This window comes from Pseudomonas sp. GM33 (genome assembly GCF_000282295.1).
GTDB lineage: Bacteria > Pseudomonadota > Gammaproteobacteria > Pseudomonadales > Pseudomonadaceae > Aquipseudomonas > Aquipseudomonas laurylsulfatiphila.
Map to the genome: position 1 here is coordinate 22,718 of NZ_AKJO01000146.1, position 13,195 is coordinate 35,912.

Here is a 13,195-nt window from a genome sequence, read left to right on the forward strand (position 1 = left end):
AAGGCCTAGTTTTGAATGTCCGTTACCTACCTGCCGCTGGAAGCCTGGAATAAGCATTGGACGCTCGACGGCCCGCTGGTGCGCTGTCGGTTGTGCGGGAGCGTTCAGGACCTCATGGACGCCGGAGCCTTTCAACATGCACTCGGCTGTAAAGCATGGGAGCTGCAAGCCCAATACCCCTGCCGTGAACTCGCTGCGCTGCTGCAGCAGAAAATCCAAGCGGGGTTATTTTGATACGCGCCATTCTCGATGGCGGTACCATGTGTGAGTGCTGGTCAGTCGAAGCGTTTCGCAGTGAAACTGCTTGGGAATGTACTCGGGATAACGCCGTACAAGGCGACTCATAAGCAGCCATTTACCCACCGAACTTCCCCCTGTGCATGTAAAACGTTTCTCCGTGAAACACTCATGCGTTTTCACCGGTTCACCCTCTAGCGAACCCGTGGAGCCAATCAGGATACTGGTGACCAACCGTCTGACCAGACCGGGCTAGCCAACAGAATGCATGAAGCACACCTGAACTATGATGATCTGAGCAACTCCAGGAGCTCGGTAGTTTCGTTGGGGAAACTGACAGATGAACTGGAACAGATAAGACCAAACATAAATCGTTGAAAGCTCAAGGTATCCACTCGGGCGCAGTGAGATGAGATCTGGCGCAAGATAGTCCGCATGCTATCTTGCGCCTCCTATCTTTTCTTTTGTCCGATTTACGTTCGATGCTCCCGACCTCCAGATCCCTGCGCCTGGCGCTCTATACCTTGCTGATCATCGCCGGCGCCGCCATCGCCGCGACCCTGGCCATGCGCCACGCCGTCCGTCAGTCAATGGTCGAAGACGCCGCCCGAGCCAATCAGCAACTGGCGCTCTATGCCACGTCGCTGCATACCCTGATCGAACGTTACCGCGCCCTGCCCGCCGTGCTGGCGCTGGACCCGGAGTTGCGCTCGGCGCTCAAGGGGGCGGTGAGCCCAGGGCAGCAGGATGCGTTGAACCGCAAACTGGAAAAGATCAACGGCGCCGCCGAATCCTCGACCCTGGAACTGCTCGATCGCACCGGCCTCGCCGTGGCGGCGAGCAACTGGCGTTTGCCCAGCAGTTATGTCGGCCATAACTACGGTTTCCGCCCCTATTTCAACCAGACCCGCACCCAGGGCACCGGGCGTTTTTACGCGGTCGGCGTGACCAGCGGGATTCCCGGCTACTTCCTCTCCAGCGCGGTCAGCGATGACGACGGGCAGTTCCTCGGCGCCATGGTGGTGAAACTGGAATTTCCCGAGCTGGAACGCGAGTGGCGCCAGGGCAGCGATACGCTGTTGGTCAGCGACGCGCGCGGGATCATCTTCATCGCCAACCAGCCGGGCTGGCGCTATCGCCTGCTCAAGCCGCTGAGCGACAGCGATCACGCCGAACTCAAGGCCACCCGCCAGTACGACAAGCAGCCGCTGACGCCGCTGGAGTTTCAATCGTTGCGGCGTTTCGACGACAACAGTGACCTGGCTCGGGTCGATGGCCCGGACGGCAAGGCGGACTACCTGTGGGAGTCCCTGCCGCTGACTGCCGAGGGCTGGACCCTGCATCTGCTGCGGCGCCCGCAAGTCGCCTTCGAAGACAGCCGCAATGCCGCCCTCGCTGCGGCCGGATTGTGGCTGACCCTGGTGTTCCTGCTGCTGTTTCTCAATCAGCGCTGGCGCCTGGCCAGGCTGCGCCAGCGCAGTCGTGAAGAACTCGAACAACTGGTGGAAGAGCGTACCCGCGACCTGCGCACCGCCCAGGAGGGCCTGGTGCAGTCGGCCAAACTCGCGGCGCTGGGGCAGATGTCCGCCGCCCTGGCCCATGAGATCAACCAGCCGCTCACCGCCCAGCGCATGCAGTTGGCGACCTTGCGCCTGCTGCTCGACCACGGCCGGGTCGACGACGCCTACAAGGCGCTCAAACCGGTGGATGAAATGCTCACGCGCATGGCGGCCCTCACCGGCCACCTGAAAACCTTCGCCCGCAAAAGCCCCAGCGGTTTGCGCGAACGCCTGGACCTGGCGGCGGTGGTGGACCAGTCGCTGCAACTGCTCGACACCCGGCTGCGTGACGAACAGGTCAGCACCGTGTTGCACCTGACCCGCCCGGCCTGGGTGCGCGGCGATGCGATTCGCCTGGAACAGGTGCTGATCAACCTGCTGCGCAACGCCCTCGATGCGATGCAGGACAAACCCTGCAAACGCCTGGAAATCCGCCTCGAAGCCGACGAACAATTGTGGCGCCTGAGCGTGATCGACAACGGTGGCGGGATCGCCGAAGAGAACCTGCCCAAGGTGTTCGATCCGTTCTTCACCACCAAACCGGTGGGCGATGGCCTGGGCATCGGTTTGGCCGTATCGTTCGCCATCGTTCACGAATCCGGCGGGCGCCTGAGTGCCGGCAATCATGACAAGGGTGCCGTGTTTACCCTGACCTTGCCCATCGACCAGGAGGTGCATGAACCATGCTGAACTCAGTGATGGTGGTCGACGACGAAAGCAGCATCCGCAGTGCCGTCGAACAATGGTTGAGCCTGTCGGGATTCGAGGTGCAGTTGTTCAGCCGCGCCGATGAATGCCTGGCGCAATTGCCCAGGCACTTTGCCGGGGTGATTCTCAGCGATGTGCGCATGCCCGGCATGACCGGCCTGGAACTGCTGGCCGAGGTGCAACGCCGGGATGCCGATTTGCCGGTGATCCTGTTGACCGGCCATGGCGACGTACCGATGGCCGTCGAGGCCATGCGCGACGGCGCCTACGATTTCCTCGAGAAACCCTTCAGCCCGGAAACCCTGCTCGGCAGCCTGCGCCGCGCCCTCGACAAACGCCGGCTGGTGCTGGAAAACCGCGCACTGCACGAACAGGCGGACAACCGCGCCAAGCTGGATGCCACGCTGCTCGGCGTGTCCCGTTGCCTGCAAACCCTGCGTCGGCAGGTGCTGGACCTGGCAGCCCTGCCAGTGAACGTGCTGATTCGCGGGGAAACCGGTAGCGGCAAGGAACTGGTCGCACGCTGCCTGCATGACTTCGGGCCACGAGCCGACAAGCCTTTTGTCGCACTCAATTGCGCGGCCATCCCCGAGCAACTGTTCGAGGCCGAACTGTTCGGTCACGAGAGCGGCGCGTTCACCGGGGCGGCCGGCAAGCGCATCGGCAAACTCGAATACGCCGACGGCGGCACGCTGTTTCTCGATGAAATCGAAAGCATGCCGCTGGCCCAGCAGGTGAAATTGCTGCGAGTGTTGCAAGAGCAAAAGCTTGAGCGACTGGGTTCGAACCAGAGCATTCGCGTGGATTTGCGCATCATTGCCGCGACCAAACCGGACCTGCTCGACGAAGCGCGGGCCGGACGTTTTCGCGAAGACCTGGCCTATCGCTTGAACGTCGCTGAACTACGCCTGCCGCCCTTGCGCGAACGCCGTGAAGACATCCCGTTGCTGTTCGAATCCTTTGCCCAAAACGCGGCTGAACGGCTGGGACGTAAATTTCCACCGCTGAGCGGTGCGCAGTTGAGTCACCTGCTGAGCCACGACTGGCCGGGCAATGTGCGCGAACTGGCGAACGTCGCCGAGCGCCAGGTGTTGGGGCTTGGTGAGCCTGTACCGGCAGGGATCGAGCCCGGTCAGTCGCTGGCGGCGCAGCAGGAGGCCTTTGAAGCACAGTGCCTGCGCGCGGCGTTGACCCGGCATAAGGGTGACGTCAAGGCGGTGCTTGAAGAGCTGCAACTGCCACGCCGGACCTTCAATGAAAAGATGCAGCGGCATGGGTTGAGCCGGGAGATGTTCCTTCAAGAGAACTGAGTTTTTTGTGGTGCCTGTTCTGGCCTCTTCGCGAGCAAGCCCGCTCCCACAGTGGATCTGTGTACGCCGAACATTGTGGGAGCGGGCTTGCTCGCGAAGAGGCCGGCAAAGGCAATACAAATACCCCTCCAGGTAAGCAAATTTCCGCTCATCACCCGCCACAAATAAGCGGATTTCCGCTCACCAAAACACCCAAACCCCTCTAAACCGGCCCTCTCCCCCTTGGCACAGCTCCTGCTATAGCCCCTGCAGGCTGCGTTTAACCGCGCTCCACAAAAACAATTAAATGAAGGATCCTTCAATGGATAACTCCAACTCCCTGCCGCTTGGGTCGGCTGCCGTGCCGGCCAAAGAAAGAACCACGTCCAGCCGCATCAAATCGATCTTCAGCGGCTCCGTTGGCAACATGGTCGAGTGGTACGACTGGTACGTCTACGCCGCTTTCTCCCTGTACTTCGCCAAGACCTTCTTCCCCAAAGGCGACACCACCGCCCAATTGCTCAACACCGCCGCGATCTTCGCCGTGGGCTTCCTGATGCGCCCGATCGGTGGCTGGCTGATGGGGCTGTATGCGGACAAAGTCGGGCGCAAAAAGGCGCTGATGGCCTCGGTGTACCTGATGTGCTTCGGCTCGCTGCTGATCGCCCTGAGCCCGAGTTATGAAGTCATCGGCATCGGTGCGCCGATCCTGCTGGTGTTCGCGCGCTTGCTGCAAGGCCTGTCGGTGGGTGGCGAATACGGCACCTCCGCCACTTACCTCAGCGAAATGGCGACCAAGGAACGTCGCGGCTTCTACTCCAGCTTCCAGTACGTGACCCTGATCTCCGGCCAGCTCATCGCCCTGGCGGTGTTGATCGTGCTGCAACAACTGCTGACCACCGAAGAGCTGTACGCCTGGGGCTGGCGCATCCCGTTCGCCATCGGCGCGCTGTGTGCAGTGGTTGCGTTGTACCTGCGTCGCGGCATGGAAGAGACCGAGTCCTTCACCAAGAAAGAAAAAGCCAAGGAAAGCGCGATGCGCACCTTGATGCGTCACCCCAAGGAACTGATGACCGTGGTCGGCCTGACCATGGGCGGCACCCTGGCGTTCTACACCTACACCACCTACATGCAGAAATACCTGGTGAACACTGTCGGCATGAGCATTTCCGACTCCACCACCATTTCCGCCGCCACGCTGTTCCTGTTCATGTGCCTGCAACCGATCGTCGGCGGGCTGTCGGATAAAATCGGTCGCCGGCCGATCCTGATTGCCTTCGGCATCCTGGGCACCCTGTTCACCGTGCCGATCCTCACCACCCTGCACACCATCACCACCTGGTGGGGCGCGTTCTTCCTGATCATGGCGGCGCTGATCATCGTCAGTGGCTACACCTCGATCAACGCCGTGGTGAAAGCCGAACTGTTCCCGACCGAAATCCGCGCCCTGGGCGTGGGTCTGCCGTACGCACTGACCGTTTCGATCTTCGGCGGCACCGCTGAATACATCGCGCTGTGGTTCAAGAGCATCGGCATGGAGACGGGGTACTACTGGTACGTGACCGCCTGTATTGCCGTGTCGTTGCTGGTGTACATCACCATGAAAGACACCCGCAAACATTCGCGGATCGTCACCGACTGATCGCCGACCGGCGCTCACTGCAACGGTGAGCGCCAGGCCCTTCGCGAACGGGTTCGCGAAGGGCACCATTCGTCTCCCCCTCCACCCGGATAATCATCGGTTAATGCACCGGCAGCAGCCTGCAGCTGAGTGCATCCAGATCGACAGGACGCACGTATATCCGTTACAGGCCTCGAAGGAGTGCCTGAACGTACCCATTGCGAACGTACCTGGAGTACCTGCCATGAAAACCCGATTGATCCTTGCCCTGACCCTTTCCGTGCTGGCTGCCAATGCCTTTGCTGCCGACGGCTACGACAAGACCGGTTCGGCCTCCTACGGCTCTGGCACCAGCGCGGCCATCGAACGCAGCCACTCTGACGCCTATGCCTCTGACGGTTTCGACAAAACCGGCAGCGCAGAAGCTATCGGCTGAATGTGGAAGGAAATTCACAGCCCGGCTTCGGCCGGATCTGGTCGTTTTTGGAGGAACACAAAGTCTGGCAATCACTTAAAACCTGTGGGAGCGAGCTTGCTCGCGATGACTGACATTCAGTCAACATCTATGCTGAATGTCGGTCCGCAATCGCGAGCAAGCTCGCTCCCACATTGGATCCCATCATTCCAGGTACCGAATCCGACTGGAAATCTGCGGCGCGTGCTTGCACCATGCACGTCTCCCCGAAAGCTCTGGAAATCCCACCTGATGCCCGACGATATCCACTTCTACGAACCCGCCAACGGCCACGGCCTGCCCCACGATCCGTTCAACGCCATCGTCGGCCCGCGTCCCATCGGCTGGATCTCTTCACAGGATGCCGAGGGCCGCTTGAACCTCGCGCCCTACAGTTTCTTCAACGCCTTCAACTACATCCCGCCGATCATTGGTTTTTCCAGCGTCGGACGCAAAGACAGCCTGAACAACATCGAACAAACCGGCGAGTTCGCCTGGAACCTGGCCACACGGCCGCTGGCCGAGCAGATGAACCAGAGCAGCGCCATGGTCAGGCCTGAGGTCAACGAATTCGAACTGGCCGGCCTGACGACCGTTGCATCGAGGGTCATTCAGGTGCCACGGGTGGCCGAAAGCCCGGTGTCCTTCGAGTGCAAGGTCACGCAGATCATCCAGTTGCAGCGGGCGGACGGCAATGTGGTGCCGAGCTGGCTGATCCTCGGCGAAGTGGTCGCCGTGCATATCGCCAAATGGCTGTTGAAGGATGGGGTATACGACACCGCCGCGGCAGAACCGATTCTGCGCGGCGGCGGGCCGGCGGATTATTTCCAGCTGGGGCCTGAGGCGTTGTTCAAGATGTACCGCCCGGGGGCGGTGAAGTGATCACCAGAGCAGGTCGGTGTTTTCCTTGACGTCCTTGAGGCGGGTCAGCTCCCTGGCGGCTGCTTCATCGGCCTCGTGGGCCGTCTTGAAGGTCTGGCCTTCCAGCACTTTGTGAAACCGCGGGGCGCCGGCACCACCCAGCGCTTTGACGGCGATAGCGGCGTGGTAACCCCCCTCGCCCGGTACAACAGCGGAAACAGCTTCGAAGTGATCAAAGGCTTTACGTGCCATGTCGCGAATCCTGGCTGGTTGAGAATGCCGTCATTAAACCCTCAACCGGCCAGTTTGTGTACCGTCAGTCCGGACTGACCGAGGGCCTGCGCCGCCGACACCTCCTTGAAGGTGTGGAAATCCAGACTGTTGACCACCAGCTCCTGCACCAACTCGGCAAAAATCTCCATCGCCGGTGTGCTGAAGTAGGCGGTCATGGCCTGTTGATCGCTCCAGAAACCGGACACCAGCCACAGTTCCGGATCGCACTGCGAATGCTGCAAGGCGAAGCTCAGGCAGCCCGGTGCTGCGCGGGACGGTTCGATCAGGGCGCTGAGGCGCACACCGAGTTCCGTCGAGCGCCCGGCGCGCGCCCGAACGAAGGCCATATGACTGACGGGGATCTGCTTGGACATGTTCAACCCTCCCGGGGAGTCGCGTGGCAGCCGTGGGACGGGCTGCGACAGGATCAAAGGTTAAGGGCCACGACGCCTGTCTCGTTAGTCGATTCCTGCCGGTGCATTGCACAATCCTGCGAAACTTCCTGTAGGAGCTGCCGAAGGCTGCGATCTTTTGATCTTGAAAACAAAATCAAAAGATCGCAGCCTTCGGCAGCGCCTACAGGGGTTGGGGGATGGCAGGGACTGCCTGTGATGCGCTGGCTGGAAGTCACCCCAGGCAGAATCAGGCAAGCATCCGGCAGGATGTGTCTACCGCTGCCACTTGCACAAACTTATGCTCTGCTCCATTCCCTCCATGCCTGCCGAGGATGCCGCGCATGACGTCGCTCGATCACTTTCAAGCCCCGCTGGACACCGACATGGAAAAGCAGCGCGCGGAACTGGCGGCGATCATCCGCCGTAACACCGCCGAAGATGGCAGTTATGCCACGGCCATCGGCTCGCTGTTCATGTCCCGCCACAGCCAGTCCCACGAGTTTGCCCCGGTGCTGGCGCAACCGGCACTGTGCATCATGGCCCAGGGGCGCAAGGAAGTTCAGTTGGCCAACGAGTACTTCAACTACGACCCGTTGAACTACCTGGTGGTCTCGGTCTCGATGCCGCTCAGTGGACGGGTGGTGGATGTCTCGGCCGAGGAACCGATCCTGGCCCTGCGCCTGGACATCGATCCGGCGGAAATCACCGCGCTGATCGCCGACGCCGGCCCCCTCGGCGTGCCCTCCCGGCCGACCGGGCGCGGGCTGTATGTCGAGCGGCTCGACACGGCCATGCTGGATGCCGTGCTGCGCCTGGCACGGCTACTGGACACGCCGAAAGACATTGCCATGCTCGCGCCGCTGATTCGCCGGGAGATCCTCTATCGACTGTTGCGCAGCAAGCAAGGGCATCGACTGTACGAAATCGCCATCGCCAACAGTCAGAGCCATCGCGTCAGCCAGGCGATCAAATGGCTCAATGGCAATTTCGAACAGCCATTGCGCATCGATGATCTGGCGAAAGAAGTGAACCTGAGCGTGTCGACCCTGCATCACCGCTTCAAGGCGATGACGGCGATGAGTCCGTTGCAGTATCAGAAGCAGTTGCGCCTTCAGGAAGCGCGACGGTTGATGCTGGCCGAAGGGCTGGAAGCTTCGGCGGCGGGGTATCGCGTAGGGTATGAAAGTCCGTCGCAGTTCAGCCGGGAATACAGCCGGTTGTTCGGGGCGCCGCCGCTAAGGGATCTGGCGCGGTTGCGGTTGTCAGTCTGAACTTGTTTCTTTGCAAGCAGTACTGGCCTCATCGCGAGCAAGCTCGCTCCCACAGGGTCCAGCGTACACCGTCCAATGTGGGAGCGAGCTTGCTCGCGATGAGGCCAGTACAAACAGCATCAAACCGGGATCAGGCCCCCAGTACCCGGCAAGCCTCCGCCGGCAAGGTCACCGACACCGGGTGACCGACGCTCAGGCCAAAGCCCTGGCACGGCGTGCTCAGCGCGGTAAACGACACCCCGGAACACTCCACCGTGGTCTCGATGGTCGCGCCGATATCGCGCACGAAGGTCACCTTGCCCAGCAAGCGGTTGCCCGCCGTCGCCTGCGGCGCCGACAGTTGCAGGTCTTCGGGACGAATCAGCATCTTCACCTTTTCCCCTGCCGCAACGCTCGTGCAGATCGGCACTTGCAGCGCATCGCCACCCGGCAGGCTGACCTTGCCGTTGCCCAGCGCCGTGGCCGGGAAGATATTGCCCGAGCCGATGAAGTCCGCAACGAACTCGTTGGCCGGGTGCCGGTAAATTTCAATCGGCGTGCCGACCTGCTGCACCCGATGTTCACCGAGCACGACCACGATATCGGCCATGGTCATGGCTTCACGCTGGTCGTGGGTCACCATGATGGTGGTGATGTTCAGGCGCTGTTGCAGTTGACGGATTTCCACCTGCATCGACTCGCGCAGCTTGGCGTCCAGCGCCGACAACGGTTCGTCGAGCAGGAGGATTTTCGGGTGGTTGGCAATCGCCCGGGCAATCGCCACACGCTGGCGTTGTCCGCCGGAGAGCTTGGCCACCGGACGATCGATCATCGGTTGCAACTGGATCAGTTCCAGCAACTCCACCACCCGCGCCTGCTGGTCAGCCTTGCTGACCCCGCGCAGTTTCAGCGGATAGGCGATGTTCTCACCCACGGTCATGTGCGGGAACAGCGCCAGGGACTGGAACACCATGCCGAAGTTGCGCAGGTGCGCCGGGGTGTGGCCGATGTCTTCACCGTCCAGGCGGATCTCGCCGCCGGTCAGGGTTTCAAGGCCGGCAATCATGCGCAGCAGCGTGGTTTTGCCACAGCCCGAAGGGCCGAGGAAACACACCAGTTTGCCCTCGGGCAAGTGCAGGTTCACATCGGTTACCGCGCAGGCCGAGCCGTAATGTTTCTCGACGTTTTCCAGAATCAGACCAGACATTTGAAGTACCTCAAGAAATCAGAACGAAACGCCACCTTCACCAACCAGCTTCTCCAGCGCCCAGATCAGGACGAAGTCGATCAGCACGATCAGCACGGCAAACGAAAATACGGTTGGGTCGAGCGAAGACACGGTGCGGCTGTACATCCAGATCGGCACGGTCATCACATCGATGGTGTAGAGGAAGTAAGTCACGGTGAATTCGTTGAACGAGACGATGAACGCCAGCAGCATGCCCGCCAGGATCCCCGACTTCATCAACGGCACCACCACATCGACAATCGCCCGCAGCGGTGAAGCACCGAGCATCTGCGCGGCCTCCTCGACTTCGCTGCCGATGGAGAGCATCGCCGCCGTGCAATTTTTCACCACGAACGGCAGTGCCAGGATCACGTGTGCAATCACCAGGCGCGAGGTCGTCATGTGGAACGGCAGGCTGTCGAACACCAGCAGCAACGCCAGACCCAACACCACCATCGGGAACACCAGCGGCAACGACATCAGTTGCAGGGCCACGGCCTTGCCGCGGAACTCGCAACGGGTCAGCGCGTAGGCCGCCGGCACTGCGATGATCGTGGCGAAAATCATGGTCAGGCACGATACCAGCAGGCTGGTGCTCATTGCCTGGCCGAGGCTCAGCACATCGCTGGCGTCCGGCGACACGAAGGTGTGCCAGGCGGCCTTGTACCATTGCAGGCTGTAGCTGCTCGGCGGGAAGTCGAGGTTCGACGCGCCGCTGAACGACATCACGATCATGGTCAGGATCGGCAGCACCGCCAACAGCAGGATGAAGCCCGAGAGGATGCCGGCGAACTTGCCGGTCTCGCCAGGCAACAGCCCATAGCGCTTCTTGGTCAGGGTACTCATTGGGAAGCCTCCAGCATGCGACGACGACGGCCAGTGATGTATTCGGACAGGGTCATGATCGCGAGTGTGGTGACGATCAGCACCACGCCGGCAGCGGATGCGGCAGGCCAGTTCATCAGCGGGGCGATCTGGTCATGCACCATCACCGCCAGCATCGGCACGCGGCGGCCACCGAGCAGCAAGGGCACCACGAAACTGCTGGCGTTGTAGGCGAACACCAGGGTCGCACCGGTAATGATCCCCGGCAGACTCATCGGCAAGACCACCTGGCGGAACACCTGGAAGCGACTGGCGCCGAGGGTGGCCGCGGCTTCTTCGTAGCTGCGGGCGACGCCGCGCATGGCGCTGGCGATCGGCAACACGGCCAGCGGGAAGGCGGTTTGCACCAGGCCCATCAACACGCCGTTCTGGTTGTACAACAGCATGATCGGGCGCTTGATCAGGCCCAGGCCCATCAGGGTCTGGTTGAGCATGCCGCCTGGGCCGAGGATCACCAGCCAGCCGTAGCTTTGCAGCAGCAGGTTGACCAGCAACGGCAGCAACACCGCCGCCAGGAAAATCCGTCGCACGAACGGCGAGGTCAGGCGCGACATGGTGTAGGCCACCGGGATCGCCAGAATCACGGCGATCACCGCGCTGATCAGCGCCAGGCGCAGGGTCAGCATCAGGGATTTGAGGTAATAGGGTTCCAGCAACTGGGCGTAGCTGGCCAGGCTGAACCCGGACCATTCCGCGCCTTTGGTGCCCACGCTCATGCGCAGTACCAGCAGGCTCGCGGCAATCAGTACGCCAAGAAACAGCATCGACGGCGTGAGGAAAAACCAGGCGCGCGTCGTTGGCGAAACACCCCGAGCGGCGCGCACGGGGGCGGCACTCACCGGATGGGTCAGAGGTTGGTGTTCCATAGCAAAGGGTCTCGTCAATGGAAAGCAGCTGACAGACACAAGACCTGAAAGCACAGCGTTTCTAATGTGGGAGCGGGCTTGCTCGCGAAGAGGCCGTGTCAGCCGACATCAATGTTGAATGTCACACCGCATTCGCGAGCAAGCCCGCTCCCACATTTGATTTGTGGTGCTTCAAGGGCTTGCGAGCGTCACTCGATCAGGAAGAAAAGATTTCCGTGTAACGACGAATCCATTGGTCATGCACAGTCGCCAGGAAGGCGTTGTCGTGCATGATCGCCTTCTCGGCAATCTGCTCCGGCGTGAGGATGTACGGGCTCTTGCGCGCTTCGGCGGAGATGATCGCCTTGGCGTTGACCGGGCCGTTGTAGATGTCTTCAGCCATCTTGCCCTGCACCAATGGGTCCAGGGAGTGGTTGATGAAGGCATAGGCCATGTCGGTATCGCCCGGACGGTTCTTCGGCATCACCGACAGCATCAGGTCGGTGTAGAAACCTTCCTTCATGCCAAAGGTCGCGCCCAGACCGTAGTTCGGATCGCGGATCTGTTTCGGGAAGAACGCCGGTGCATACAGGCCACCCATGTCCAGGGAGCCGGTGCGGAACAGTTCGGCAATCTGGTTCGGGTTTTCACCCAGGGTCACCACACGATCTTTCAGCTCGGCGAGTTTCTTGAAGCCAGGTTCGATGTTGTGCTCGTCACCACCGGCCAGTTTGGCGGCGATGATGATCAGGTCCATGGCCTCGGTCCAGTTCGGCGGCGGCAGGAAGATGTTCGGCGCCGCGTCGGCATCCCACAGGGAGGCGTAGCTGGTCGGGGCTTCTTTCTGGGTGCGGGTGCTGTAGACTAGGCTGTTGCACCACAGCAGGTAACCGATACCGTGGCCATTGGCGCCGGTGCGGTACTTCTCCGGGACATCGACCAGGTTGGGAATGCGGTTGAGGTCGGGTTTTTCCAGCAGGTTGGCGGCGGCCAGACCTTCGGCGCCGACGCCTGCCAGGGTGATGATGTCGTACTGCGGACGATCACCGCCGGCCTTGAGTTTGGCGACCATTTCCGAGGTACTGCCAGTGCGGTCAGCGATGACCTTGCAGCCGTACTTGTCTTCGAACGTCGCGGCGATGTTGCGCAGTGCAGCCAGGCCGGTGTCGTCGGACCAGGTCAGCAAACGCAAGGTCTTGCCGGCAAAACGTGTGTCGCTGGCATTGGCCTTGATGAACGGCATGCTCATGGCCGCTGCTGCAACCGAGGCTACGCCCACGGTCTTGATAAATTGACGTCTGTTCAGATCATGCTCGCCCATTACGGACTCCCTTTGTTTTTGTAGGTATAAGGCAGGTCGAAACTGTTGCATCCGCGCGACTGGATTAGCGTTGGCCCCTCTATTTTCGGGGGGTTGGCTGAACCAGTGAGTTCATCCTGAGGTTGTGTAAAACACCTGACTATCGATAAAAATTCATTGAAGCCATGACGCCAATGCATGCCTTCTTTCGGGGCATGCGGATGGGTTTTCTGTAGGAGCGAGCCTGCTCGCGATGGACGCAAGGGCACCGCTCTCATTCAGGTACCCCG

The 13,195-nt window shown here is 61.1% G+C and carries 13 protein-coding genes; 7 read left to right on the forward strand and 6 right to left on the reverse strand.

The window, feature by feature from the left end; translation table 11 throughout:
* Positions 1 to 15: 15 nt before the first annotated feature.
* The 6 genes from PMI26_RS05485 (at position 16) to PMI26_RS05460 (ending at position 6,750) form a co-directional block, all read left to right on the forward strand.
* Entirely contained in the window at positions 16 to 234 is a 219-nt protein-coding gene (locus PMI26_RS05485; RefSeq protein ID WP_007978473.1) for a hypothetical protein, read from the forward strand.
* A gap of 485 nt (positions 235 to 719) precedes the next feature.
* Positions 720 to 2,486, forward strand: a complete 1,767-nt coding sequence (locus PMI26_RS05480) for a sensor histidine kinase (RefSeq protein ID WP_007978475.1) — start codon at positions 720 to 722, stop codon at positions 2,484 to 2,486.
* Positions 2,480 to 3,814, forward strand: coding sequence for a sigma-54-dependent transcriptional regulator (locus PMI26_RS05475; protein ID WP_007978477.1), 1,335 nt, complete (start codon positions 2,480 to 2,482; stop codon positions 3,812 to 3,814). The genes PMI26_RS05480 and PMI26_RS05475 overlap by 7 nt, the downstream gene beginning before the upstream one ends.
* A gap of 301 nt (positions 3,815 to 4,115) precedes the next feature.
* On the forward strand, positions 4,116 to 5,435 hold the full coding sequence (locus PMI26_RS05470; RefSeq protein ID WP_007978480.1) for an MFS transporter: 1,320 nt from the start codon (positions 4,116 to 4,118) through the stop codon (positions 5,433 to 5,435).
* Positions 5,436 to 5,658: 223 nt separating this feature from the next.
* Positions 5,659 to 5,850: a hypothetical protein gene (locus tag PMI26_RS05465; protein WP_007978482.1), complete on the forward strand. Its 192-nt coding sequence runs from the start codon at positions 5,659 to 5,661 to the stop codon at positions 5,848 to 5,850.
* 270 nt (positions 5,851 to 6,120) lie between these two features.
* A complete protein-coding gene (locus PMI26_RS05460) occupies positions 6,121 to 6,750 on the forward strand; it encodes a flavin reductase family protein (protein WP_007978484.1) in 630 nt (209 codons plus the stop codon).
* Here the strand turns inward: PMI26_RS05460 and PMI26_RS05455 are convergent, their stop codons facing one another.
* The gene (locus PMI26_RS05455) at positions 6,751 to 6,981 is read right to left on the reverse strand and encodes a hypothetical protein (protein ID WP_007978486.1); all 231 of its coding nucleotides are present in this window, start codon (positions 6,979 to 6,981) and stop codon (positions 6,751 to 6,753) included.
* Between the two features lie 41 nt (positions 6,982 to 7,022).
* The gene (locus PMI26_RS05450) at positions 7,023 to 7,376 is read right to left on the reverse strand and encodes a putative quinol monooxygenase (protein WP_007978488.1); all 354 of its coding nucleotides are present in this window, start codon (positions 7,374 to 7,376) and stop codon (positions 7,023 to 7,025) included.
* Positions 7,377 to 7,738: 362 nt separating this feature from the next.
* Here PMI26_RS05450 and PMI26_RS05445 point away from each other — a divergent pair, with 362 nt between their 5' ends.
* The gene (locus PMI26_RS05445) at positions 7,739 to 8,668 is read left to right on the forward strand and encodes an AraC family transcriptional regulator (protein ID WP_007978490.1); all 930 of its coding nucleotides are present in this window, start codon (positions 7,739 to 7,741) and stop codon (positions 8,666 to 8,668) included.
* A gap of 130 nt (positions 8,669 to 8,798) precedes the next feature.
* Here the strand turns inward: PMI26_RS05445 and PMI26_RS05440 are convergent, their stop codons facing one another.
* The 4 genes from PMI26_RS05440 to PMI26_RS05425 form a co-directional block, all read right to left on the reverse strand.
* Positions 8,799 to 9,854: an ABC transporter ATP-binding protein gene (locus tag PMI26_RS05440; protein WP_007978493.1), complete on the reverse strand. Its 1,056-nt coding sequence runs from the start codon at positions 9,852 to 9,854 to the stop codon at positions 8,799 to 8,801.
* An 18-nt stretch (positions 9,855 to 9,872) separates the two neighbouring features.
* On the reverse strand, positions 9,873 to 10,721 hold the full coding sequence (locus PMI26_RS05435) for an ABC transporter permease (protein WP_007978496.1): 849 nt from the start codon (positions 10,719 to 10,721) through the stop codon (positions 9,873 to 9,875).
* A complete protein-coding gene (locus tag PMI26_RS05430) occupies positions 10,718 to 11,626 on the reverse strand; it encodes an ABC transporter permease (RefSeq protein WP_007978497.1) in 909 nt (302 codons plus the stop codon). Before PMI26_RS05430 ends, PMI26_RS05435 begins: the two co-directional genes overlap by 4 nt.
* A 196-nt stretch (positions 11,627 to 11,822) precedes the next feature.
* Positions 11,823 to 12,926, reverse strand: coding sequence for an extracellular solute-binding protein (locus PMI26_RS05425; protein ID WP_007978499.1), 1,104 nt, complete (start codon positions 12,924 to 12,926; stop codon positions 11,823 to 11,825).
* Between the last annotated feature and the right edge of the window lie 269 nt (positions 12,927 to 13,195).